Origin of the sequence: Streptomyces sp. NPDC020489, from assembly GCF_044386545.1 — a bacterium.
GTDB lineage: Bacteria > Actinomycetota > Actinomycetes > Streptomycetales > Streptomycetaceae > Streptomyces.
On sequence record NZ_JBIRUZ010000009.1, the window covers coordinates 184248 to 208996 of the forward strand.

The following is a 24749-nucleotide window of genomic DNA, read 5'->3' on the forward strand; positions in this document are numbered from 1 at the left end:
TCCCTGAGGAACTACGCCATGACGACCACCCAGAGCACGGAAGTCCCCACGAAGGCGACGCTCCCGCCCGCCGACTCCACCGCCCTACGGGTCCAGAACGCCGTCATCAAGTACGGCTTCATCTTCGTGACGGTCGCGCTCTTCCTGTACTTCGCGCTCAGCGAGGGCTCCTTCCGCGAGTCCGCGACCCTCCTCGACACCCTGCGCTACGTCTCCGTCGCCGCGATCCTCGGCCTCGGCGTCACCCTCACCATGGCCGTCGGGGGCATGGACATGTCCGTCGGCGCGGTCGCCGGACTCGGCGTCTCGGTCGCGGCCCAGACGATGGTCGTCCAGAACCAGGTCGGAGCGGTCGCCATCGTCGCCGTCCTCGCCGCCGGCGCCCTCGCGGGCCTGCTCAACGCGCTGCTGATCGTCGTCCTGAAGATCCCCGACATGCTCGCCACCCTCGGCACCATGTTCGTCATCCAGGGCGGCAAGCTCATCCTGGTCGACGGCCAGTCGATCACCCCGGGCATGACCCTGGACGACGGCACCACCGCCCCCGGCACGTTCACCGCCGGGTTCCTGCGCATCGACCGCGGCACGGTCCTCGGCATCCCCGTCTCGGTCCTGATCTTCGGCGGCCTCACCCTCGCCGCCTGGGTCTTCCTGGCCCGCACCCGCTGGGGCCGGGTCCTGTACGCCATCGGCGCCAACCCCGAGGCCTCCCGCCTCGCGGGCATCCGCGTCGGGGCGTACCGCTGTCTCGCCTACGTCCTGTCCGGCGTCCTCGCCTCCGTCGGCGGCCTGATCCTCGCCGCCCGCATCGGCCAGGGCGACGTGAGCGCCGGCACCTCCCAGCTCCTGGAGGCGGTGGCGGTGGCCCTGGTCGGCACCTCGGTCCTCGGCCGGGGCCGCCCCAACGTCTGGGGGACGGCCCTCGGCGCGGTCCTGATCGGCATCATCACCACCGGCCTGACCATCAAGGGCCTGCCCTACTACACCCAGGACGTCGTCGAGGGCGCGGTCCTCATCCTCGCCCTGGTCTTCAGCTTCACCCTGTCCAAGCGCCGCACGTCCTGAGGAGAGCCATGGGCTACCGCATCCTGGAGACCGACGACATCCCGGGCTACCTGCACGAGCGGGGCCACTGGGACGACCCGGCCGACATCACCGTCCGGGAGGTCTCGGACGGCAACATGAACAGGGTGTTCCTCGCCTCGAACACCGACGGCACCCGCCGCCTCGCCGTCAAGCAGGCCCTGCCCTGGGTCCGGGTGGCCGGCCCGTCCTGGCCGATGAGCCCCGACCGCGCCGACGCCGAGGCCCGCGCCTACGAGCAGGTCGCGCGGGTCGCCCCGGACAAGATCCCGGCGATCCACGGCTACGACCCCGAGAACCACGCCCTCGTCATGGAGGACATGTCGGACCTGCAGGTCCTGCGGACCCTCCTCAACGAGGGCGCCGCGTACGGCCCGCACACCTCGGCCCGGATCGGCGAGTTCGTCGCCCAGTTCTCCTTCGCCACCAGCGACTTCGGCATGGCCTCCGCCGACCGCAAGGCCCTGATCGCCGCCTCGGTCAGCCCGGAACTGTGCAAGATCACCGAGGACGTCGTCCTCTCCGAGCCGTACATCGAGCACGAGCACAACCACTGGCACGAGCAACTGGACGACCTGGCCCGCGAGTTCCGCGCCGACACCCGCCTGCGCACTGAGGTGGCCGACCTGCGCCACACCTTCATGACCAGCGCCCAGGCCCTCCTGCACGGCGACCTGCACACCGGCAGCGTCATGGTCGGCGACCGCGACGGCACCCCCGTCGTCCGGGTCTTCGACCCCGAGTTCTCCTTCGTCGGCCCCATCGGCTACGACCTCGGCCTGTACTGGGCCAACGCACTGGTGTCGGAGGAACGGGCACGAGCGCTGGGTCGGTTGACGGACCACGCGGACCAACTCCGGCTGTCCTGGGAGGCGTTCGAGACGGAGTTCCGCCGCCTGTGGCCGACCCGCGTCGACACCTTCTTCGACGACGCCTATCTGGACCGCTTCCTGCGCCGCGTCTGGACCGAGTCCGTGGGCTACGCCGGCACCGAGATCGTCCGCCGCATCATCGGCTTCGCCCACCTGACCGACCTGACGACCCTCCCCGACCCGGCCCCCGCGTCCCGCAGGTCGCTGCTGCTGGGCCGCGAACTCATCGTCCGGCGCGAGGAGTTGACGTCCCCCCAGGCGGTGCGTGACGTCGTGGCCGCGCTCGCCTGACCCGGCGCCGGACCAGCGCGGGGGTCGCCCGATCCACGGTCATGCACCCGGGAGAACCCCCGCCACCGACACCGCGGACACACGAACGGGGCGGCTCCATCGGCGTGGAGCCGCCCCGTTCGCGTGCCGGCCCCCATAGGGGAGAGGGGCCGTTCTCGGTGGTGCCGGCCAGGGCAGGAAGGGCCGGCCCGAGGTCTACTTCTTGTCGAGCAGGTCCTGGACCTTGGCGCGGACGTCGTCCGTGGCCAGGCCGCGGATCGTCAGCGTCGTACGGCGGCGCAGCACGTCGTCCGCGGTCTCGGCCCACTCGTGGTCCCGGGCGTAGACGACCTGCGCCCAGATCTCCGGGGCGTCCGGGTGGACCCGCCGGCCCAGTTCCGGGTTCTCGTTCGCCAGGCGGGCGATGTCGAAGGCGAGCGAACCGTAGTGCGTGGCCAGGTGCTTGGCCGTGTCCGCCGCCATCCGCGGGCCCGGCGCCGGGTTGTCGACCAGCAGGCGGTGGGCGACCGCGCGCGGGTTGGCGACACCCGGCAGCGGCAGCCTCTTGGGCAGCGAGGAGATCGGCTCGTAGTCGTCACCGAGCGGGGCGCCCGGCAGCGACTCCAGCTGCTTCATGACCGTACGGCCGATGTGCCGGAACGTCGTCCACTTGCCGCCCGCGACGGACAGCATGCCGCCCCGGCCCTCGGTCACCACGGTCTCCCGCTTGGCCTTGGCGGTGTCACCGGGGCCACCCGGCAGCACCCGCAGACCTGCGAAGGCGTACGTGATGAGGTCCCGGTCGAGCTGCTGGTCGCGGATGGAGAACGCGGCCTCGTCGAGTATCTGCGCGGTGTCCTTCTCGGTCACCGTCACGTCCGCCGGGTCGCCCTCGAACTCCTCGTCCGTGGTGCCCAGCAGCAGCATGTCCTCCCACGGGAGGGCGAAGGTGATGCGGTACTTGTCGATGGGGGTGGCGAGCGCGGCCCGCCAGGGCGACGTCCGCTTCAGGACCAGGTGCGCGCCCTTGGACAGGCGGATGGAAGGAGCCGCGTTCGGGTCCTCCATCTTGCGCAGGTGGTCCACCCACGGGCCGGTCGCGTTCAGCACCAGGCGGGCGTTCACGCCGAACTCGTCGCCGGACTGGCGGTCGCGCAGCTCGGCGCCCGTCACCCGGCCCCGGGTGAACCGCAGCCCGGTCACCTCGGCGTGGTTCAGGACCACCGCGCCCGCCTCGACGGCCGCGCGGACCGTCATCAGCGCCATGCGCGCGTCGTTCATCTGGTCGTCGCCGTAGACCGCGACGGCCTTGAGGTTGTCGGTACGCAGCTCCGGCACGTCCTGCGCCGCCTTGGCGGGGGACAGCAGGTGGCCGACGCCGTCACCGAACGCGGAGAGCATCGAGTAGGCGAAGACGCCCGCCCCGAGCTTCGCGGCGCCGTGCGGCCCGCCCTTGTACACGGGGAGGTAGAACGTGAGCGGGTTCGCCAGGTGGGGGGCCACCTGGCGGGAGACCGCACGGCGCTCGAAGTGGTTCTCCGCCACCAGCCGCACCGCGCCGGTCTGCAGGTAGCGCAGACCGCCGTGGAGCAGCTTCGAGGAGGCGGAAGAGGTGGCACCGGCGAAGTCGCCGGCGTCGACCAGGGCCACCCGCAGGCCGGACTGCGCGGCGTGCCAGGCGGTGGAGATGCCCAGGATGCCGCCGCCGATCACGAGAAGGTCGTACGACGCCTTGGAGAGCTGCTCCCGGGTCTCGGCGCGGCTCGGGTTGGAGCCGGAGGCCGGGCGCGTACCGAGGGCAGGCACGGACTGCAGGGTGGTCTGACTGGTCATTTCGGGTTCTTACTCCTCATCAGAGCGGCTTGAGCCTGCGAGTGGCTCTCGTCAGCTCTCTTCGTCCTCGAGCCAGCCCATCGTCCGCTCGACGGCCTTGAGCCAGCTCTTGTACTCACGGTCGCGCTTCTCCGCGGCCATGTTGGGGGTCCACTCGGCGGCTCGGCGCCAGTTGGCGCGCAGGTCGTCGGTGCTGGTCCAGAAGCCGACGGCGAGACCGGCGGCGTAGGCGGCACCGAGGCAGGTCGTCTCGGCGACCATCGGACGCACCACGGGGGCGTCCACGAAGTCGGCGAGGGTCTGCATCAGCAGGTTGTTGGAGGTCATACCGCCGTCGACCTTGACGGCCGCGAGCTCGACACCGGAGTCCTTCGTCATGGCGTCGGTGATCTCACGGGTCTGCCAGGCCGTGGCCTCCAGGACGGCGCGCGCGAGGTGCGCCTTGGTGACGTACCGGGTCAGGCCCGCGATCACACCGCGGGCGTCGGAGCGCCAGTACGGGGCGAACAGACCGGAGAAGGCCGGCACGAAGTAGGCGCCGCCGTTGTCCTCGACCGACAGCGCGAGCGTCTCGATCTCGGCGGCGGTGGAGATCAGGCCCATCTGGTCGCGCATCCACTGCACCAGCGAACCGGTGACGGCGATCGAGCCCTCGAGGGCGTAGACCGCCTTCTGGTCGCCGATCCGGTAGCCGACCGTGGTGAGCAGGCCGTTGTAGGAGTTGACCGGCTTCTCACCGGTGTTCATCAGCAGGAAGGTGCCGGTGCCGTACGTCGACTTCGCCTCGCCCTCGGCGAAACAGGTCTGGCCGAACAGGGCCGCCTGCTGGTCACCGAGCGCCGAGGCGACCGGGATGCCGCCGAGCAGGTCGCCCAGCTTGCCGCCGGAGACCTCGCCGTAGACCTCGGCGGAGGAGCGGATCTCCGGGAGCATCGACAGCGGCACGCCGATGGACTCGGCGATCTTCGCGTCCCACTCCAGCGTGTGGAGGTTCATCAGCATGGTGCGGGAGGCGTTGGTGACGTCGGTGTAGTGCTTGCCGCCGTTGACGCCGCCGGTCAGGTTCCAGATGACCCAGGAGTCCATGGTGCCGAAGAGGATGTCGCCGGCCTCGGCGCGCTCGCGCAGGCCCTCGACGTTGTCCAGCAGCCAGCGGGCCTTGGGGCCGGCGAAGTACGAGGCGAGGGGCAGGCCCGTCTCGCGGCGGAAGCGGTCCTGGCCGACGTTGCGGCCGAGCTCGCGGCAGAGCGCGTCGGTGCGGGTGTCCTGCCAGACGATGGCGTTGTGGACGGGCTCACCGGTGTTCTTGTCCCACAGGAGAGTGGTCTCCCGCTGGTTGGTGATGCCGATGGCCTTGATGTCGTCCCGGGTGATGCCGGCCTTCTCGATGGCTCCGGCGACCACTTCCTGGACGTTGGTCCAGATCTCGGTGGCGTTGTGCTCGACCCAGCCCGGCTTGGGGAAGATCTGCTCGTGCTCCTTCTGGTCGACGGAGACGATACGGCCGTCCCGGTCGAAGACGATGCAGCGGGACGAGGTCGTGCCCTGGTCGATCGCGGCGATGAAGGGGCCGGCGGTGTGCGCGTCGGTCACGGTGTGCTCCTGGGTTTCCGTAAGTAAGGGGGACTGTCTACGACTGCTTGTTCTAAGCGAAAGCGACGTTGTAGATGCCCGCAGCGATCGCGGCGCCGATCAGGGGACCGACGACCGGGACCCAGGCGTAGCTCCAGTCGGAGCCACCCTTGTTGGGCAAGGGCAGGAGGGCGTGCACGATACGCGGACCGAGGTCACGGGCCGGGTTGATGGCGTAACCCGTCGGGCCACCGAGGGAGAGACCGATCGAGACGACGACCAGGGCGGTGATCAGGGCGCCCAGGGTGCCCAGGCCGTTGCCGCCGTCGTTGAGGCCCTGCGTGAGAACCGCGAGCACCAGCACGATGGTGCCGATGACCTCGGTGGCGATGTTCTGCCAGGCGACCCGGATCTCGGGGCCGGTGGAGAAGATGCCCAGGACCGGGCCGGCGCCCTTCTCCTGCGCCTCGACGGACTTCGTGACGGTGCCCCGCGCATCCGGAGCGCCGACGATCTCGTCGTCGGTCAGGTGTGCGAGGAACTGGCCGTAGTAGGCGATCCAGACCAGGGCCGCGCCGATCATGGCGCCGAGCAGCTGCCCGCCCCAGTAGATCGGGACGTCACTCCAGGAGATGCCGTCCTTCTTGAGCGCGAGCGCGAGGGTGACGGCCGGGTTCAGATGGGCGCCGGAGAGCGGCGCGGACGTGTAGACGGCCGTCAGTACGGCGAAACCCCACCCGAAGGTGATGGCGAGCCAGCCGGCGTTACGGGCCTTGGAGGCCTTCAGCGTCACGGCCGCGCAGACGCCGCCGCCGAGCAGGATGAGTATGGCGGTACCTATGGTCTCGCCGATGAAGATGTCGGAGCTGGACACCCGCGACTCCTTTGTCCTTCGTCCAGGGGAAGCAGAACCCCGGGTCCCTCCGGTGGTTCGCGTGCCCTCGGGGTGAGAGCGATGCCGGCCCTTGGCGTTGTCACACTCTAGCGCGTATTGCCGGTAGGTGTTCGACAATGCCGACCGATGGACGGGAGTCTCACCCCGGCGTCACATGTGCGTCAAGGGTTCTGTTATCGAAAGCACGATCGTTATTGATTGCCGTGAGCTATCGATCTTCGAACAGGCCACCTGGTGCGACCCGCCCTATATGTCCACTTCAGGGTAGGGCTAGGACCGGAACGCCGTCGCGGCGTCCCGGTGGCTCCTGTCGAGTTCTGTGCCGACGGCTCCCGCCGGCCCGCCCCGGGCCCGCTCTAGAAGCGCCCGGCGCCCAGGTCCCGCGACACCGCGCGGGCACAGTCCCGCACCGCCGCGATCAGCTCGGGACGCAGCTCACCGTCCCGGCACAGCCGCTCCACGGCCCCGGTGACACCGACCGCCCCCACCGGCATCCGCCGCCGGTCGTGAATGGGCGCGGCCACACCGGCCACGCCCTCCCAGGTCTCCTCCACGTCCGCCGCGTACCCACGCGCGCGGGTGATGTCGAGGACGTTCTCGAAGGCGTCCAGCTCGCACACCGTGCGGTCGGTGAACGCCTTGCGGTCGGCCTCCAGCACCTCGCTGTGGGCCACCGGGTCGTACGCCGACAGCACCTTGCCGAGAGCGGTGGAGTGCAGGGGCTGCATGGCCCCGATCTCCAGGACCTGCCGGCTGTCGTCGGGCCGGAAGACGTGGTGCACGATCAGCACGCCCTGCTGGTGCAGCACACCGAGGTGGACGCTCTCGCCGCTGGAGCGGGCCAGGTCGTCGGTCCACACCAGCGCGCGTGCCCGCAGCTCGTGCACGTCGAGATACGTGGTGCCCAGACGCAGCAGCTCGGCGCCCAGCTGGTACCGCCCCGACGCCTCGTCCTGCTCGACGAACCCCTCCAGCTGGAGGGTGCGCAGGATGCCGTGCGCGGTGCCCTTGGCGAGACCCAGGGCCGAGGCGATGTCCGACAGGCCGAGCCGACGCTCGCCGCCCGCGAGCAGCCGCAGCATCGCCGCCGCCCGTTCGAGCGACTGGATGTTCCGTGCCATCGCCGTCCTGCCTCCGTCCCCTTCGACCGTCGACCCGCGACGTCGCTGCCGCCGTTCGGCAATGTCGAACACTACTAGTCCATGCCGACCAATCGCCAATGGTCGTACGACACCTTTGCGTCACCGGCGATCCGCACGCGCGGTCACCCGGGTCCCCCACCTGACTGCCCGCCATCCTCGTCCGTCCCGTGGACGCTCTGACCGTCCGGGCCCGGTCCCGGCTACCCTGACGGCGTGCGCCCGCGGTGGGAAGTCCCACGGCAGGAAGCAAAGCCGACAGCCGTCGCACCCTGAGGGAGCCCTTTCATGGCCTCGTTGCCACCGACCCCTTCCGCCGACAGCCGGACCCGCGCGTCCGAGCTCCGTGAGGCTCTGGCCACCCGTGTGGTGGTCGCCGACGGGGCGATGGGCACCATGCTCCAGGCGCAGGAGCCCACGCTCGAGGACTTCCAGCAGCTGGAGGGCTGCAACGAGATCCTCAACGTCACCCGCCCCGACATCGTGCGCGCGGTGCACGCCGAGTACTTCGGCGTCGGCGTCGACTGCGTGGAGACCAACACCTTCGGCGCCAACCTCTCCGCCCTCGGCGAGTACGACATCTCCGACCGCGTCCATGAACTGTCCGAGGCGGGCGCCCGTATCGCCCGCGAGACGGCGGACGAGTACGCGGCCCGTGACGGCCGCCGGCGCTGGGTCCTCGGCTCGATGGGCCCCGGCACCAAGCTCCCCACGCTCGGGCACACCACCTTCGGTGCCATCCGGGACGCCTACCAGCAGAACGCCGAGGGCCTGCTGGCCGGCGGCGCCGACGCCCTCCTGGTGGAGACCACCCAGGACCTCCTCCAGACCAAGGCCTCCGTCATCGCCGCTCGTAGGGCCATGGAGACGGCCGGATACGACGTCCCCCTGATCGTCTCGGTGACGGTGGAGACGACCGGGACGATGCTGCTGGGCTCCGAGATCGGTGCCGCGCTGACGGCGCTGGAGCCGCTGGGCATCGACGTGATCGGCCTGAACTGCGCGACCGGTCCGGCGGAGATGAGCGAGCACCTGCGCTATCTGGCCCGGCACTCCCGCATCCAGCTGTCCTGCATGCCCAACGCCGGCCTGCCCGTCCTCACCAAGGACGGCGCCCACTACCCCCTGACCGCGCCGGAACTGGCCGACGCGCAGGAGAACTTCGTCCGCGACTACGGCCTGTCCCTCATCGGCGGCTGTTGCGGCACCACTCCCGAGCACCTGCGCCAGGTCGTCGAGCGCGTCCGCGATCTCGCGCCCACCGAGCGCAGCCCGCAGCCCGAGCCGGGCGCCGCCTCCCTGTACCAGACGGTGCCGTTCCGGCAGGACACGGCGTACATGGCGATCGGTGAGCGGACGAACGCCAACGGGTCGAAGAAGTTCCGCGAGGCGATGCTGGAGGCCCGCTGGGACGACTGCGTGGAGATGGCCCGCGAGCAGATCCGCGAGGGCGCGCACATGCTCGACCTGTGCGTGGACTACGTCGGCCGCGATGGCGTTGCCGACATGGAGGAGCTGGCGGGCCGGTTCGCGACGGCCTCGACGCTGCCGATCGTGCTGGACTCCACCGAGGTCGACGTCATCCGGGCGGGGCTGGAGAAGCTCGGCGGGCGTGCGGTGATCAACTCGGTCAACTACGAGGACGGCGACGGCCCGGAGTCCCGGTTCGCGAAGGTCACCAAGCTGGCCCAGGAGCATGGCGCCGCGCTGATCGCGCTGACGATCGACGAAGACGGCCAGGCCCGCACCCCGGAGCACAAGGTCGAGATCGCCGAGCGGCTGATCGCCGACCTGACCGGGAACTGGGGCATCCACGAGTCGGACATCCTCATCGACACCCTGACCTTCACGATCTGCACGGGTCAGGAGGAGTCCCGCAAGGACGGCATCGCGACCATCGAGGCGATCCGTGAGCTGAAGCGGCGCCACCCCGAGGTGCAGACGACGCTGGGGCTGTCGAACATCTCCTTCGGGTTGAACCCGGCCGCGCGGATGCTGCTGAACTCGGTATTCCTGGACGAGTGCGTGAAGGCGGGCCTGGACTCGGCCATCGTGCACGCCTCGAAGATCCTGCCGATCGCCCGCTTCAGCGAGGAAGAGGTCCAGACCGCCCTCGACCTGATCTACGACCGGCGCGCCGAGGGCTATGACCCGTTGCAGAAGCTGATGGCGCTGTTCGAGGGCGCCACGGCGAAGTCGCTGAAGGCGGGCAAGGCCGAGGAACTGGCCGCGCTGCCGCTGGAGGAACGCCTCAAGCGCCGGATCATCGACGGCGAGAAGAACGGCCTGGAGGCCGACCTCCAAGAGGCACTCCAGGACACGCCCGCCCTCGACATCGTCAACAACACCCTCCTTGAGGGCATGAAGGTCGTCGGTGAGCTGTTCGGCTCCGGCCAGATGCAGTTGCCGTTCGTGCTCCAGTCCGCCGAGGTCATGAAGACGGCGGTGGCCTATCTGGAGCCGCACATGGAGAAGACGGACGACGAGGGCAAGGGCACGATCGTGCTGGCCACCGTGCGCGGGGACGTGCACGACATCGGCAAGAACCTCGTCGACATCATCCTGACCAACAACGGCTACACCGTCGTCAACCTCGGCATCAAGCAGCCTGTCTCCGCGATCCTCGACGCGGCCGTGGAGCACAAGGCCGACGTGATCGGCATGTCCGGGCTGCTGGTGAAGTCCACGGTGATCATGAAGGAGAACCTGGAGGAGCTCAACACCCGTGGCCTCGCCGCCGATTACCCCGTGATCCTGGGCGGTGCCGCCCTGACCCGTGCGTATGTCGAGCAGGACCTGCACGAGATCTACGAGGGCGAGGTCCGCTACGCCCGCGACGCCTTCGAGGGCCTGCGCCTCATGGACGCCCTCATCGGCGTCAAGCGCGGCGTCCCCGGAGCCAAGCTGCCCGAACTGAAGCAGCGCCGGGTGCGTGCGGCCGCGAGCGTCGAGGTCGAGGAGCGCCCGGAGGAGGGCCACGTCCGGTCCGACGTCGCCGTCGACAACCCCGTGCCCACGCCGCCGTTCTGGGACACCCGCGTCATCAAGGGCATCCAGCTCAAGGAGTACGCGTCCTGGCTCGACGAGGGCGCCCTGTTCAAGGGGCAGTGGGGCCTCAAGCAGGCCCGCACCGGCGAAGGCCCGTCGTACGAGGAGCTCGTGGAGACCGAGGGCCGGCCCAGGCTGCGCGGTCTGCTGGACAAGCTCCAGACGGAGAACCTGCTGGAGGCGGCCGTCGTCTACGGCTACTTCCCGTGCGTGTCCAAGGACGACGACCTGATCATCCTCGACGACGAGGGCAATGAGCGCACCCGGTTCACCTTCCCGCGCCAGCGCCGCGGCCGCCGGCTGTGCCTGGCGGACTTCTTCCGCCCGGAGGAGTCGGGGGAGACCGACGTCGTCGGCCTCCAGGTCGTCACCGTCGGCTCCCGCATCGGCGAGGAGACCGCCAAGCTCTTCGAGGCGAACGCCTACCGCGACTACCTCGAACTGCACGGCCTGTCCGTGCAGTTGGCCGAGGCCCTCGCCGAGTACTGGCACGCGCGCGTGCGCGACGAACTCGGCATCGCCGGCGCCGACCCGCGCTCCCTGGACGGCATGTTCCGTACCGAGTACCAGGGCTGCCGCTTCTCGCTCGGCTACGGCGCCTGCCCGAACCTGGAGGACCGCGCCAAGATCGCCGAACTGCTCCAGCCGGAGCGCATCGGCGTCCACCTGTCCGAGGAGTTCCAGCTGCACCCCGAGCAGTCCACGGACGCCATCGTGATCCACCACCCCGAGGCGAAGTACTTCAACGCCCGCTGAGGAGATCGACGCGCGCTGAGGACGTCGACGCGAGCGAGGGCAGCGCGTCGCGAGGGGCAGCGGAGAGGGCCGCGTCGAGGCGGCCCTCGACCGTGGCTCCGGTGTGCCACGGGCCCTCCCGGTTAAACAAAGCATGTCGTCGTACCGCGACGTACACTTGTCGGTCCACCGCAGGCCGGTTCCCTCCTGGGAACCGGCCTGATCGTCCCTCAAGGAGGTGCGCCAGGATGACCAGCACGGTCCCCGCGCCAGCAACCCGTACGGCCCAAGGGTCAGCGCTTCAGGCGGTGCTCCTCGACATGGACGGCACCCTCGTGGACACCGAGGGCTTCTGGTGGGACGTGGAGGTCGAGGTCTTCGCCCGGCTCGGACACACCCTCGACGACTCCTGGCGCCATGTCGTCGTCGGCGGCCCCATGACCCGCAGCGCGGGCTTCCTGATCGAGGCCACCGGCGCCGACATCACCCTGCCCGAGCTGTCGGTGCTGCTCAACGACGGTTTTGAGGACCGTATCGGCCGCTCGCTGCCGCTGATGCCGGGCGCCCTGCGGCTGCTGGCTGAACTCGCCGAGTACGAGATCCCCACCGCGCTGGTCTCCGCCTCGCACCGGCGCATCATCGACCGGGTGCTCACCTCGCTCGGCCCCCAGCACTTCGCGCTGACGGTGGCGGGCGACGAGGTGCCCCGGACCAAGCCCCACCCCGACCCGTATCTCTTCGCCGCGGCCGGCCTCGGCGTGGATCCGGCCAGATGCGCCGTCGTCGAGGACACCGCGACCGGAGTCGCGGCGGCCGAGGCCGCGGGCTGCCATGTCGTGGCGGTGCCCTCGGTGGCCCCCATCGCGCCGGCCGCCCGGCGCACCGTCGTGTCCTCGCTCGAGGAGGTCGACCTGGCATTTCTGCGCGGCCTGATGACGGAAATGCGCTGACCCTTCACGCAGCGTGCGGCACCGATAGCGGCGGTATTTACCGGGCCCGCCGCAAAGGAATTCGAACCCCGCGGGATGGCCGAATTCCGGTACGGACCCATGGCGTTGACGGTGTGACGTTCCCCACGCGGCAGGGGATCGACAGTCGATGAGGTGTGTGCATCGACGTCCGGTTCGGGCGGCTTCGACGTGCCCTTGTGTCCCGATTGGTGGGACCCTGCACGAATCCTTCCCCGGTCGGGTTTTCAATGCGTCGGCAACCGGTTTCGCTGCGTGATGGCAGCCCAACTCCGGTGGCCGTCAACGGGCGTGCGGACCCGGACTAATCTCGTCGCGAGAACATCGCCGTAACCCCCGTGATCCGCCGCACCACCCATGCATGCCGGGTACACGGACCAACAGCTCTGGAGAAACTCGAGCATGAACCGCAAGACTTTGGTGCTGCCGGCCGTCATCGGCCTGCTCGCGCCGGTTCTCGCCGCGTGTGGCGGGTCCGACGGCGGCAGTGGCGGAGACGCGATCGTCGTCGGCACCACGGACCGGTTCACCGCCTCGCAGGACGCCCCCGCGCCCCTCGACCCGGCGTACGCCTACGACGTCGGCACCTGGAACATCCTGCGCCAGACCGTGCAGACCCTGATGATCCAGCCGCGCGGCGAGGGCGAACCCGTGCCCGAGGCCGCCGAGAGCTGCCGCTTCACCGACACCGGCAACGAGCGCTACGCCTGCACGCTGCGCAAGGACCTGAAGTTCTCCAACGGCGACGCCGTGACGGCGGACGACGTGAAGTACTCGATCGAACGCGTCCTCGCCATCAACGCCGAGGGCGGTCCGGTCGGCCTGCTCTCCACCATCGACACGGTGGAGACGAAGGGCGACCGCGAGGTGATCTTCCACCTCAAGACCGCCGACGCCACGTTCCCGTACAAGCTCTCGACGCCGGTCGCGGGCATCGTCAACCCCGAGGACTACCAGCCCAAGAGCCTGCGCGACGGCTTCGACGTCGACGGCTCCGGCCCGTACACCATGTCGGCCGAGGTCAAGGACGACGAGCTGGTCAACGCCGTGTTCACCAAGAACCCCCACTACAAGGGGGCGCTGAAGGTGAACAACGACAAGGCCGAACTGCGCTCCTTCGCCGACGCCGACGCCATGGGCAGCGCCCTGGACGACGGTGACATCGACGTCATGTCCCGCTCCATGTCGCCGGAGCAGATCGAGAAGCTCTCCGCCTCCTCGGACGACGCCGTCGACCTCATCGAGATGCCGGGTCTGGAGATCCGCTACCTCGCCTTCAACACCAACGCCGCGACCGTGAAGACCAAGGCCGTGCGCCAGGCGATGGCCCAGGTCATCAACCGCAGCGAACTCGTCTCCAAGGTCTACGGCTCCGAGGCCGAGCCGCTGTACTCGCTGGTCCCGGCGAGCATCACCGGCCACTCCAACGCGTTCTTCAACAAGTACGGCGACCCCAGCACCGCCAAGGCGAAGGCGCTGCTGGCGAAGGCGAACATCACCAGCCCGGTCAAGCTGACCCTGCACTACACCACCGACCACTACGGTCCGGCCACCCAGCAGGAGTTCGAGCAGCTCCAGAAGCAGCTCAACGACAGCGGCCTGTTCGACGTCAGCATCAAGGGCGCGGCCTGGAAGACCTTCCGCCCCGCCGAGCAGAAGGGCGCGTACGACGTCTACGGCATGGGCTGGTTCCCCGACTTCCCGGACGCCGACAACTACCTCGCGCCGTTCCTCGACAAGGACAACTTCCTCGGGCTGCCCTACGCCAACAGCGAGATCCGCAACACCCTGATCCCGGAGTCCCGCCGCGAGGCCGACCGGCTGTCCGCCTCCAGCAGCCTGACGGACATCCAGGACATCGTCGCCGACGACGTCCCGCTGCTCCCGCTGTGGCAGGGCAAGCAGTACGTGGCCGCCCGCGACGACGTCACCGGCACGGCCTACGCCCTCAACTCCTCCTCCACCCTTCAGCTGTGGGAGCTCAGCCGTGGAGTGAGCGGCTGATCCGACCTTGCCCGGGCCTGGGACGGGCTTCGGGATTCACCCACCGACGACAAGGCACTCGTACGTGAACATGCGCAACCAGTGGCCAGTCCTGCCCCTCGTGGCGGGGCTGGCCTCCGGCCTGCTGACCGGCTGCGGCACGGAGAACGGCGATTCCGGGGGCACCGGCTCCAACGTGGTCATGGGGATGTCCGACGACGTCCTGGCCACGGACCCCGCGTCCGGTTACGACCCCGGCTCCTGGCTGTTGTTCAACAACGTCTTCCAGTCGCTGCTGAGCTTCCCCAAGGGCGGCACCGAACCGGAGCCCGAGGCGGCCGAGAGCTGCAAGTTCAGCGACACCGAGACCAAGGTCTACACCTGCACGCTCAAGGACGACCTGCGGTTCAGCAACGGTGACTCACTCACCTCGGAGGACGTCAAGTTCTCCTTCGACCGGATGCTGAAGATCAACGACGACGCCGGTCCCGCGATCATGTTCCCCATGCTGGACAAGGTCGAGACGCCGGACGAGAAGACGGTCGTCTTCCGGCTGAACACGCCCGACGCCACCTTCCCCAGCAAGATCGCCTCGGGTGCCGGTTCCATCGTCGACCACCGCCAGTACGACGCGGACGGGCTGCGCGAGGACGGCGAAGCGGTCGGCTCCGGCCCCTACAAGCTGGACTCCTTCGGCGAGGACGAGGCCGTCTTCTCCGTCAACGAGAACTACAAGGGCACCGCCGAGGTGAAGAACTCCGGTGTGACCCTGAAGTTCTTCCACGGCGACCAGGACCAGCTGAAGCGGTCCCTGACCGACAAGAACATCGACATCGCCTACCGAGGCCTCAGCTCGAAGGACATCGCCGACATCGAGGCCGCCGGCGCCGACGCCGGCGTCGAGATCGTCGAGGGCACCAGCGCCGAGGTCCAGCACCTCGTCTTCAACATGGACGACCCGGTCGCCGGCCGGCTCGGGGTGCGCAAGGCCATCGCCTACCTGCTCGACCGCGACGCCCTCATGAAGGACGTCTACCAGGGCACGGCCACCTCGCTGTACTCGATCGTCCCGGCCGGTATCACCGCCCACAACACGGCCTTCTTCGACACCTACGGCGCCCGCCCCTCCAAGGCCAAGGCCGCCGCCGCCCTGAACGCCGACGGCATCACCGGCAAGGTGAAGCTGACCCTCTGGTCCACCCCCACCCGCTACGGCCCGGCCACCGACCAGGAGCTCAAGGCGATCGCCGGACAGCTCAACAACAGCGGCCTGTTCGACGCCGACGTCAAGTCCGTCGACTTCAAGCAGTACGAGAAGGACATCGCCGCCGGCAAGTACGGCGTGTACGTCAAGGGCTGGGTGCCCGACTACCCCGACCCCGACAACTTCACGGCCCCCTTCTTCGGCAAGGGCAACGTGCTGGCCAACAACTACGACAACCGCACGATCACCGGCAGCCTCATCCCGCGCACGGCCGCCGAGAGCGACCGCTCCGCGACCGACGACGACTACGGCCGCCTCCAGGACATCGTCGCCGCCGAGGTCCCGGTCATCCCGGTCTGGCAGGCCAAGCAGTACGCCGTCGTCCACGAGGACGTGTACGGCCTGGAGTACTGCCTCGACGCCTCAACCGTCTTCCGCTTCTGGGAGCTCAGCAAGGGCTGACACCGCACCCACGGGCCGGCACGGCCCATGACCGAGGGCGCCCCTCCATCCGGAAGGGCGCCCTCGTCGTCGTACTCCACCCGCGGTGGCGCTACTCCACCCGCGGTGGCGCTACTGCGCCCCGGGGCGCACCAGACCGCTCTCGTACGCGTACACCGCCGCCTGCACGCGGTCACGCAGACCCAGCTTCGTCAGGACGTGACCCACGTGCGTCTTCACGGTCGTCTCGCTGACGAACAGGTCGGCGGCGATCTCCGCGTTGGACAGCCCGCGCGCCACCAGCTTCAGCACCTCGACCTCACGGTCGGTGAGCGTGTGCAGGGTGTCCGGGACGGGATCGTCACCGGACGGCAGATGCGTGGCGTACTTGTCGAGCAGCCGTCGCGTGATGCTGGGCGCGAGCATCGCCTCGCCGGCGGCGACCACACGGATGGCCTGCACGAGCTCGTTGGCCGGGGCGTCCTTGAGCAGGAAGCCGCTGGCCCCCGCCCGCAACGCCTCCACCACGTACTCGTCGAGATCGAAGGTCGTCAGCACCAGGACCTTCGCCGGACCGTCCCGACCGGGGCCGGTGATCTGCCGGGTCGCCTCGACGCCGTCCATCCGCGGCATGCGGATGTCCATCAGGACCACATCGGGCTGCAACGCCCGCACCTGGTCGATCGCCTGGAGCCCGTCGCCGGCCTCGCCGACCACGGCGATGTCCTGCTCCGCCTCCAGAATCATCCGGAAGCCGGTACGCAGCAGCGGCTGGTCGTCGACCAGTAGGACGCGGATGGCCACGTGACTCTCCTTCGCTAGTCCGGCCCCATTCTGCCCTGTGTGACTGCACCGGACTCGGGCGCCCTCACCGCCAGCGGATACGGCGGGGGAGTGCCGCCGAACTCCGGGCAGTGCGCCTGGTGGTCGCACCAGCCGCACAGCTTGGTCGGGCGGGGGCGCCAGTCGCCGCTCTCCGTCGCCGACCGGATCGCCTCCCACAGCGCGAGCAGCTTGCGCTCGACGCGCTCCAGGTCGGCGAGGACGGGGTCGTAGGTCAGGACGTCACCGCTGCCGAGGTAGACGAGCTGGAGGCGGCGCGGGATCACGTTCTTCAGCCGCCACACCACCAGGGCGTAGAACTTCATCTGGAACAGGGCACCTTCGGCGTACTCCGGCCGGGGAGCCTTGCCCGTCTTGTAGTCGACGATGCGCACCTCGCCCGTCGGCGCCACGTCCACCCGGTCGATGATCCCGCGCAGCCGCAGCCCCGAGTCCAGCTCGGCCTCCACGAACAGCTCCCGCTCGGCCGGCTCGAGCCGGGTCGGGTCCTCCAGCCCGAACCACCGCTCGACGAGCTGCTCGGCCTCGCCCAGCCAGCGCGCCAGCCGCTCGCCCTCCGGATCGTCCGCGAACAGCTCCACGACCTCCGGCCGGGTCTCCCGCAGCCGGTCCCACTGACCGGGGATGAGCGACTTGGCCCGCGGCGGGGTCCGCTCGGCCGCCGGGGCGTCGAACAGCCGCTCCAGCACCGCGTGCACCAGGGTCCCCCTGGTCGCCGCCTCGCTCGGCTTCTCCGGCAGCCGGTCGATCACCCGGAACCGGTACAGCAGGGGGCACTGCATGAAGTCACTGGCACGCGACGGCGACAGCGAGGCGGGGGCGACGGGGGCGGCGCTGGCGGGGGCCTCGGTGGCGACGGGGGCGTGGGTGGCGGGAGCCTCGGCGGTGACGGGCGTTATGGCGGCCGGCGCCTCGACGGTGGCCGCCGCCGTCCGCTCCGGTGCCGTCGCCTGTTCCTCCGCGACCGGCGGGTGCACTTCCGCGACCCCGCCGCCCGGCGTCTCGGCCGTGCCCTCTGCGCTCGTCTCCATGCCCCAGACCATACGGCCCACCACTGACAGTGACCCAGTCGCGGCGGACCGCCCCACGACAACGGAGGAAACAGAGGGGGTGCCGGGGCGGAACGTGCGGCGACCGCCGCATACCATCGTCCCGAGACCCTTCCGCCCGGCAGGCGCGGAAGACGCTTCGAACGAGGGGACACCGTGGACGAGAGCGGCGGGAGCGGGCAGCCGCGCTCCGACAACGACGAGCCGACCCGGCACCACGCACCCTCGGGCCCGGACCCCACACACACCGCCAGGACCCCGAACGCGACCGCCCACCCCGAGAAGGCTCCCGGGGAGACGGCCGCGCACGACGCGGACGCGGCGGAACCCGCTGGGCTGGAACCCGCCGGCCGGGAGCCTGCCGGTCCCGAGCCTGCCTATCGGGAGCCCGCCGGGCCGGAGCCCGCCGGGCCGGAGCCCGCCGGGTCGGAGCCCGCCGGGTCGGAGCCCGCCGGTCGGGAGCCCGCCGGTCGGGAGCCCGCCGGTCCGGGACCCGCCGGGCCGGAGACCCCTGGCCCGAAGGCCGAAACGCCGGAGGGCATCCGCCCCGGAGTCGACGCTTCGAAGGCCGCCCGCCGAGGAGGCGACGTTCCGGCGACGGCCCGTCCGGAAGGCGCCGTTCCGGAGACCACCCGTGCAGAGGCTGGCGCTTCGAAGGTCGCCCGCCAGGCAGGCGACGTTCCGGCGACGGCCCGCCCGGAAGGCGACGTTCCGGAGACCGCCCCTGCGGAGGCCGACGCTCCGAATCCCGCCCGCCCCGAGACCGGTTCCCCCAAGGCTCTCCAGGCCGACGCCATGCCCCAGACCGAAGCGGACGCCGCAGGCCGGGACACCGCCGCCGCAACGCCGGAGCAGCCTCCGGTCGACGCCACGCCGGCCAAGCGGACCGAGGAGCGACCCGTACCGGAACCTCGTCCGACGGAGGCACCCCGCGAGGACACGCCCCCCGAGAAGCCGCCTGCCGCCGACACACCCACCCCCCGCGACCCCGGGACCGCCCACCTCCCGTTCGACACCCCCACCCCCCGCGCCCCCGAGACCGCCCACCGCCCGTCCGACACCCCCACCCCCCACGACCCCGGCACCCCCCACACCCCCGCCGACCGCCCCCTCGCTCGCTCCGGGGCCCGGAAGGGCCGCCCCCCGAAGCGGCCCAAGGATCCCGGTGGCGGGCTGCTCATGGGGCGGCCCTTCGGCGTGCCCGTGTACGTCGCGCCCAGCTGGTTCCTCGTCGCGGCGCTGATCACCTGGGTGTTCGGCGGCCAGCTCGACCGGGTGCTGCCCGAACTCGGGGCCGCCCGGTACCTCGTGTCGCTGTTCTTCGCCGTCGCCTTCTACGCCTCCGTACTGGTCCACGAACTCGCCCACACCGTCGCCGCCCTGCGCTTCAAACTCCCCGTGCGCCGGATCCAGCTCCAGTTCTTCGGCGGCGTCTCCGAGATCGAGAAGGAGGCGGAGACCCCGGGCCGCGAGTTCTGGCTGGCCTTCGTCGGCCCGCTGCTCTCCCTCGTCCTGTCCGGCCTGTTCTACCTCGCCCTGCAAACCGTCGAGCCCGGCACCGTCCCCGGCGTCCTGCTCGCCGGCCTGATGATCTCCAACCTCATCGTGGCCGCCTTCAACCTCCTGCCCGGCCTGCCCCTGGACGGCGGCCGGATGCTCCGCGCGGTCGTCTGGAAGATCACCGGCAAGCCCATGAGCGGCACCGTCGCCGCCGCCTGGGTCGGCCGCGCCCTCGCCGTCTCCGTCCTCATCGGGCTCCCGCTGCTCACCCAGTCCGGCGCGCTCGGCTCCAACGCCGAGGACAACGTCGGCATGGACACCGTCATGGACGCCCTGCTCGCCGCGATCCTCGCCGCGATCATCTGGACCGGTGCCGGCAACAGCCTCCGCATGGCCCGCCTGCGCGAGCACCTCCCCGAACTGCGCGCCCGCAACCTCACCCGCCGTGCCGTCCCCGTCGAGACCGACACCCCGCTCTCCGAGGCCCTGCGCCGCGCCAACGAGGCCGGCGCCCGCGCCCTGGTCGTCGTCGACGCCGACGGAGAACCTCTGTCCCTGGTCCGCGAGGCGGCCATCGTCGGCGTACCCGAACACCGCCGGCCCTGGGTCGCCGTCAGCGGCCTTGCCCAGGACCTCACCGACGGCATGCGGGTCTCCGCGGAACTCGCGGGCGAGGACCTCCTCGACGCCCTGCGCGCCGCCCCCGCCACCGAGTACCTGGTCGTCGAGGAGACCGGCGAGATCTACGGCGTCCTGTCCGCCGCGGACGTCGAACGCGCCTTCGTGAAGGCGATGGCCCGCCCCAGCTGAGAGCACCGCTCTCCCAAGGGGGTGCCCACACCCCCCGGGTGGTCGGAGGCCTCCGCAAACCCCGGTAGGCTGGTCACATGTCCGAACCGACCGGTGCCGCCCGCAGGCGCGGGCCCTTCAAGGTCGGGGACCAGGTTCAGCTGACCGACCCCAAGGGCCGCCACTACACGTTCACGCTCGAGGCCGGGAAGAACTTCCACACCCACAAGGGTTCCTTCCCGCACGACGAGCTGATCGGCGCACCCGAGGGCAGCGTTGTCCGCACCACCGGTAACGTCGCCTACCTCGCGCTGCGCCCCCTGCTCCCCGACTACGTCCTGTCCATGCCCCGCGGCGCCGCCGTGGTCTACCCCAAGGACGCGGGGCAGATCCTGGCCTTCGCCGACATCTTCCCCGGCGCCCGCGTCGTGGAAGCGGGCGTCGGCTCCGGCTCGCTCAGCAGCTTCCTGCTGCGCGCCATCGGCGACCAGGGCATGCTGCACAGCTACGAGCGCCGCGAGGACTTCGCGGAGATCGCCCAGCAGAACGTCGAGCGCTACTTCGGCGGCCCGCACCCCGCCTGGCAGCTCACCGTCGGCGACCTCCAGGACAACCTGTCCGACACCGACGTCGACCGCGTCATCCTCGACATGCTCGCCCCCTGGGAATGCCTGGAGGCCGTCTCCAAGGCGCTCGTCCCCGGCGGCATCCTGTGCTGCTACGTCGCCACCACCACCCAGCTCGCCCGGACCGTCGAGTCCATCCGCGAGATCGGCTCCTTCAACGAGCCGACGTCCTGGGAGACGATGATCCGCAACTGGCACGTGGAAGGCCTGGCCGTCCGCCCCGACCACCGCATGATCGGCCACACCGGCTTCCTCCTCACCGCCCGCCGCCTCGCCGACGGCGTCGAACCCCCCATGCGCCGCCGCCGCCCCGCCAAGGGCGCCTACGGCGAGGACTACACCGGCCCCAACGCCGACGGAGGCTCCGGCCGCTGAGCGGCCCCGTGCCCCGTACAACGCAATGGCGCCGTGGCCGAGTTCCCGACATCGTCCGGAAACTCGACCACGGCGCCTCGTCGTTGACACCACGCCAGACCCGCCGCACCACGCAGGGCCACCAGCCGGCCACCCCCGACCCCGCCGTTCCGTCGCACTGTGACGTGTGGCACCATGCAGGCCACCCCCACCGCCACAGCCCTCTCGGGAGACACCCCTAGTGCAGCAACCCGCGGTCCCGGAACTCGCCCACACCCACACCCGCCCCATCCACTGGGTCGCGACCGCCACAGCCGTCGCCGGCGTCGTGGCCCTCTCCTCGGTCCTCCAGCCGAACCCCGCCACCGCCGCCCAGGCCGCCGGCCCCCCGTCACACACCGCCCCCGCGGCCGCCACCGCACCGGACCCCGCCCAAGCCGACTTCCCGATCGACTGCGGCCCCGTCAAGGCGCTGGTGGTGAAGAAGGCATCCGGAGACCTCGACGGCGACGGCCGACCGGAAACCGTGGCGGTCGTCCACTGCGACGCCCCCATGGGCACCCCGCCCGACGGCGTCTACGTCCTCACCCGCGCCACCGACACCACAGCACCCCGCGTCGTGGCCACCCTCGTCGACCCCAAGGACCGCACCACCGTGAAGACCCTCACGGTCTCCGACAAAACGGTCGGCGCCGACCTCCTCGGCTACTCCACGGACTCCGTGCCCAGTTGCTGCCCGGACGTGACCACCAGCGCCAAGTGGCAGTGGAAGAACGACGCCTTCATCCGCTCCACCCCCGCCGGCGCCCAGAGCGTCTGAGCCCCCGCGCGCCGAGCACGACCCGCGCCGAGTCCGGCGCCCCCGCACGCACGCGCGCGGAGCGCCCTGCGACGCAACGACTCACTCCGCGTCGGGGCCGTAGACCTCGACGCGATCCGACGCACGGCGCACATGAATGCACTCGCCCGGGCACTCCTTGGCCGAGTCCACCACGTCCGTCAGCAACGTCAGCGGCACCGGTGCCGTCGCACCCCTGTCCTGGAGCAGCACGTCGTCCGCGCTCTTCACATAGGCCAACCCGTCGATGTCCAGCTCGAACACCTCCGGCGCGTACTGCGCGCAGATCCCGTCGCCGGTACAGAGATCCTGATCGATCCAGACCTCCAGCGCCTCACCGTCGGCCACGGCTTCCTGCTGCACGCTCATGTCTCCTGCCGTCTCGGGTCCTGAACCACGCCTCGACCCTACCCCCGGGCACCCCCGCCCGACCGCCCGCCGAGACCTCCCGCGACCGTGACGCGACCCGCCCGCCCGCACACGCTCCGTCAACGAACCAGAGGCGAGATCGACTCCCGCCGGAGTCTCGCTGGAGCCGCCGCACACGGCCCCAGGCGGCGATCCACGGGCCCCCGACCGGGGCCGCTGCGGGTAACTCGCGCCCACCGTGGAAGAATTCGCGCACTTCCACCTAGGAACAGTCCGCTTCTGAAGCACGTTCTCTGGGTATCCACACGGCGAAGAGGGATGGCGCAGGGTGACCGACGACACACCTTGACACTCATAGTGATCTAGGGGTTTCAATCGACACCCACCCAGGTAGGGTCTGGAAGCGTCCAGCTCCCCTTGGAGGAGGTGAGGACCGTGGCAGCCCACGACGACGACATGAACCGCGGCATCCGCCCGGGACGAGGGTCCGACGACCCGGCCGGGCAGATTGCCTACCTTGAGCAGGAGATCGCCGTCCTGCGACGCAAGCTCGCCGACTCTCCGCGGCACACGAGGATTCTCGAAGAGCGGATCGTCGAGCTACAGACCAACCTGGCCGGCGTGTCCGCCCAGAACGAACGACTCGCGAACACACTCCGCGAGGCCCGCGACCAGATCGTGGCCCTCAAGGAAGAGGTCGACCGGCTCGCACAGCCCCCGGCCGGCTTCGGTGTCTTCCTGCAGGCCAACGAGGACGGCACCGCCGACATCTTCACCGGAGGACGCAAACTCCGGGTGAACGTCAGCCCCAGCGTCGAGCTCGAAGAGCTCCGGCGCGGCCAGGAGCTGATGCTCAACGAAGCACTCAACGTGGTCGAGGCCATGGAGTTCGAGAGCGTCGGCGACATCGTCACCCTCAAGGAGATCCTCGAGGACGGCGAACGCGCACTGGTGCAAGGGCACACCGACGAGGAAAGGGTGGTGCGGCTCGCCGAGCCGCTGCTGGACATCACCATCCGCCCCGGCGACGCCCTCCTGCTCGAACCCCGTTCCGGCTACGTCTACGAAGTCGTCCCCAAGAGCGAGGTCGAAGAACTCGTCCTCGAAGAAGTCCCCGACATCGGCTACGAACAGATCGGCGGCCTCGGCGGCCAGATCGAAGCCATCCGCGACGCGGTCGAGCTGCCGTACCTCTACCCCGACCTGTTCAAGGAGCACGAACTCAGGCCCCCCAAGGGCGTCCTGCTCTACGGACCCCCCGGATGCGGCAAGACGCTCATCGCCAAGGCCGTCGCCAACTCGCTGGCCAAAAAGGTCGCCGAAGTCACCGGCCAAGCCCAGGGCAAGAGCTTCTTCCTCAACATCAAGGGCCCCGAACTCCTCAACAAGTACGTCGGCGAGACCGAGCGGCAGATCCGCCTCGTCTTCCAGCGTGCCCGCGAGAAGGCCTCCGAGGGCACACCCGTCATCGTCTTCTTCGACGAGATGGAATCCCTCTTCCGCACCCGCGGATCCGGCGTCAGCTCGGACGTGGAGAACACCATCGTCCCACAGCTGCTCGCCGAGATCGACGGCGTGGAAGGCCTGCAGAACGTGGTCGTCATCGGCGCCTCCAACCGCGAGGACATGATCGACCCCGCCATCCTGCGCCCCGGCCGCCTCGACGTGAAGATCAAGATCGAGCGTCCCGACGCCGAGGCCGCCAAGGACATCTTCGGCAAGTACCTCACCGAGCGCCTCCCCCTGCACTCCGACGACCTCGGCGAGCACGGCGGCAGCAAGACCACCACGGTCCAGAGCATGATCCAGACCGCCGTGGAACACATGTACGCCGAATCCGAGGAAAACCGCTTCCTGGAAGTGACCTACGCCAACGGCGACAAGGAAGTCCTCTACTTCAAGGACTTCAACTCCGGCGCCATGATCGAGAACATCGTCGGCCGCGCCAAAAAAATGGCGATCAAGGACTTCCTCGACCACAACCAGAAGGGCCTCCGCGTCTCCCACCTCCTCCAGGCCTGCGTGGACGAGTTCAAGGAGAACGAAGACCTGCCCAACACCACCAACCCGGACGACTGGGCCCGGATCTCCGGAAAGAAGGGCGAGCGGATCGTCTACATCCGTACCCTCATCACCGGAAAGCAGGGCGCCGACACCGGACGCTCCATCGACACGGTGGCGAACACCGGTCAGTACCTGTAAAAACAGGGCGGCTGCGGGTGCCCTCACCGGGTACCCGCAGCCGACTGTTTTTCAGGCAACTAACCGGAACAAGAGGCGCGCAAGGCAATGACGCAAATGATCTCCCCACCAGCGCAAAGCCGTTCTAGGCTCTTCG

General features: G+C 70.0%; 17 protein-coding genes. 10 read left to right on the forward strand and 7 right to left on the reverse strand.

The window, feature by feature from the left end; all coding sequences use genetic code 11:
• Window positions 1-18: 18 nt before the first annotated feature.
• Window positions 19-1065, forward strand: a complete 1047-nt coding sequence (locus ACH41F_RS24860) for an ABC transporter permease (RefSeq protein ID WP_391240247.1) — start codon at window positions 19-21, stop codon at window positions 1063-1065.
• A gap of 8 nt (window positions 1066-1073) precedes the next feature.
• Window positions 1074-2246, forward strand: coding sequence for an S-methyl-5-thioribose kinase (mtnK, locus tag ACH41F_RS24865; RefSeq protein ID WP_391240244.1), 1173 nt, complete (start codon window positions 1074-1076; stop codon window positions 2244-2246).
• 195 nt (window positions 2247-2441) lie between these two features.
• Here mtnK and ACH41F_RS24870 read toward each other — a convergent pair whose 3' ends face one another.
• The 4 genes from ACH41F_RS24870 to ACH41F_RS24885 all read right to left on the reverse strand — a co-directional run bounded on the left by ACH41F_RS24870 (window position 2442) and on the right by ACH41F_RS24885 (window position 7646).
• Complete coding sequence (locus tag ACH41F_RS24870) at window positions 2442-4058, reverse strand: FAD-dependent oxidoreductase (RefSeq protein ID WP_391240241.1); 1617 nt, start codon at window positions 4056-4058, stop codon at window positions 2442-2444.
• Window positions 4059-4109: 51 nt separating this feature from the next.
• A complete protein-coding gene (gene glpK / locus ACH41F_RS24875) occupies window positions 4110-5651 on the reverse strand; it encodes a glycerol kinase GlpK (RefSeq protein ID WP_391240238.1) in 1542 nt (513 codons plus the stop codon).
• Between the two features lie 52 nt (window positions 5652-5703).
• Window positions 5704-6504, reverse strand: a complete 801-nt coding sequence (locus ACH41F_RS24880) for an MIP family channel protein (RefSeq protein WP_391240236.1) — start codon at window positions 6502-6504, stop codon at window positions 5704-5706.
• A gap of 377 nt (window positions 6505-6881) precedes the next feature.
• Window positions 6882-7646, reverse strand: coding sequence for an IclR family transcriptional regulator C-terminal domain-containing protein (locus tag ACH41F_RS24885; protein ID WP_391240233.1), 765 nt, complete (start codon window positions 7644-7646; stop codon window positions 6882-6884).
• A gap of 306 nt (window positions 7647-7952) precedes the next feature.
• Here ACH41F_RS24885 and metH point away from each other — a divergent pair, with 306 nt between their 5' ends.
• The 4 genes from metH (at window position 7953) to ACH41F_RS24905 (ending at window position 16064) form a co-directional block, all read left to right on the forward strand.
• The gene (gene metH, locus ACH41F_RS24890) at window positions 7953-11468 is read left to right on the forward strand and encodes a methionine synthase (RefSeq protein ID WP_398837592.1); all 3516 of its coding nucleotides are present in this window, start codon (window positions 7953-7955) and stop codon (window positions 11466-11468) included.
• 227 nt (window positions 11469-11695) lie between these two features.
• On the forward strand, window positions 11696-12397 hold the full coding sequence (locus ACH41F_RS24895; protein WP_391241888.1) for an HAD-IA family hydrolase: 702 nt from the start codon (window positions 11696-11698) through the stop codon (window positions 12395-12397).
• A gap of 420 nt (window positions 12398-12817) precedes the next feature.
• A complete protein-coding gene (locus ACH41F_RS24900; protein WP_391241891.1) occupies window positions 12818-14419 on the forward strand; it encodes an ABC transporter substrate-binding protein in 1602 nt (533 codons plus the stop codon).
• A gap of 64 nt (window positions 14420-14483) precedes the next feature.
• A complete protein-coding gene (locus tag ACH41F_RS24905; protein WP_391241894.1) occupies window positions 14484-16064 on the forward strand; it encodes an ABC transporter substrate-binding protein in 1581 nt (526 codons plus the stop codon).
• Window positions 16065-16175: 111 nt separating this feature from the next.
• Here the strand turns inward: ACH41F_RS24905 and ACH41F_RS24910 are convergent, their stop codons facing one another.
• Window positions 16176-16847 (reverse strand): response regulator, encoded by a 672-nt coding sequence (locus ACH41F_RS24910; protein WP_391241897.1) that lies wholly within the window; start codon window positions 16845-16847, stop codon window positions 16176-16178.
• Window positions 16848-16861: 14 nt separating this feature from the next.
• A complete protein-coding gene (locus ACH41F_RS24915; RefSeq protein WP_398837596.1) occupies window positions 16862-17917 on the reverse strand; it encodes a RecB family exonuclease in 1056 nt (351 codons plus the stop codon).
• A gap of 813 nt (window positions 17918-18730) precedes the next feature.
• Here ACH41F_RS24915 and ACH41F_RS24920 point away from each other — a divergent pair.
• The 3 genes from ACH41F_RS24920 to ACH41F_RS24930 all read left to right on the forward strand — a co-directional run bounded on the left by ACH41F_RS24920 (window position 18731) and on the right by ACH41F_RS24930 (window position 22024).
• Window positions 18731-20245 (forward strand): site-2 protease family protein, encoded by a 1515-nt coding sequence (locus ACH41F_RS24920; protein ID WP_391241903.1) that lies wholly within the window; start codon window positions 18731-18733, stop codon window positions 20243-20245.
• Window positions 20246-20322: 77 nt separating this feature from the next.
• Window positions 20323-21225 (forward strand): tRNA (adenine-N1)-methyltransferase, encoded by a 903-nt coding sequence (locus ACH41F_RS24925; RefSeq protein WP_266833473.1) that lies wholly within the window; start codon window positions 20323-20325, stop codon window positions 21223-21225.
• A gap of 220 nt (window positions 21226-21445) precedes the next feature.
• On the forward strand, window positions 21446-22024 hold the full coding sequence (locus ACH41F_RS24930) for a hypothetical protein (protein ID WP_391241907.1): 579 nt from the start codon (window positions 21446-21448) through the stop codon (window positions 22022-22024).
• Window positions 22025-22105: 81 nt separating this feature from the next.
• Here the strand turns inward: ACH41F_RS24930 and ACH41F_RS24935 are convergent, their stop codons facing one another.
• Window positions 22106-22411, reverse strand: coding sequence for a ferredoxin (locus ACH41F_RS24935; RefSeq protein WP_391241910.1), 306 nt, complete (start codon window positions 22409-22411; stop codon window positions 22106-22108).
• Between the two features lie 435 nt (window positions 22412-22846).
• On the opposite strand from ACH41F_RS24935, the gene arc reads away from it, so the two are divergent.
• Entirely contained in the window at window positions 22847-24613 is a 1767-nt protein-coding gene (gene arc, locus ACH41F_RS24940; protein WP_391241913.1) for a proteasome ATPase, read from the forward strand.
• The last annotated feature ends 136 nt before the right edge of the window (window positions 24614-24749 follow it).

Coding starts and splice junctions, on each gene's coding strand:
- ACH41F_RS24915 (WP_398837596.1), bottom strand. CDS start 17,917: ATGGAGACGAGCGCAGAGGGCACGGCCGAGACGCCGGGCGGCGGGGTC.
- ACH41F_RS24935 (WP_391241910.1), bottom strand. CDS start 22,411: ATGAGCGTGCAGCAGGAAGCCGTGGCCGACGGTGAGGCGCTGGAGGTC.
- ACH41F_RS24870 (WP_391240241.1), bottom strand. CDS start 4,058: ATGACCAGTCAGACCACCCTGCAGTCCGTGCCTGCCCTCGGTACGCGC.
- ACH41F_RS24900 (WP_391241891.1), top strand. CDS start 12,818: ATGAACCGCAAGACTTTGGTGCTGCCGGCCGTCATCGGCCTGCTCGCG.
- ACH41F_RS24920 (WP_391241903.1), top strand. CDS start 18,731: ATGCCCCAGACCGAAGCGGACGCCGCAGGCCGGGACACCGCCGCCGCA.
- ACH41F_RS24925 (WP_266833473.1), top strand. CDS start 20,323: ATGTCCGAACCGACCGGTGCCGCCCGCAGGCGCGGGCCCTTCAAGGTC.
- ACH41F_RS24895 (WP_391241888.1), top strand. CDS start 11,696: ATGACCAGCACGGTCCCCGCGCCAGCAACCCGTACGGCCCAAGGGTCA.
- metH (WP_398837592.1), top strand. CDS start 7,953: ATGGCCTCGTTGCCACCGACCCCTTCCGCCGACAGCCGGACCCGCGCG.
- mtnK (WP_391240244.1), top strand. CDS start 1,074: ATGGGCTACCGCATCCTGGAGACCGACGACATCCCGGGCTACCTGCAC.
- ACH41F_RS24860 (WP_391240247.1), top strand. CDS start 19: ATGACGACCACCCAGAGCACGGAAGTCCCCACGAAGGCGACGCTCCCG.
- ACH41F_RS24885 (WP_391240233.1), bottom strand. CDS start 7,646: ATGGCACGGAACATCCAGTCGCTCGAACGGGCGGCGGCGATGCTGCGG.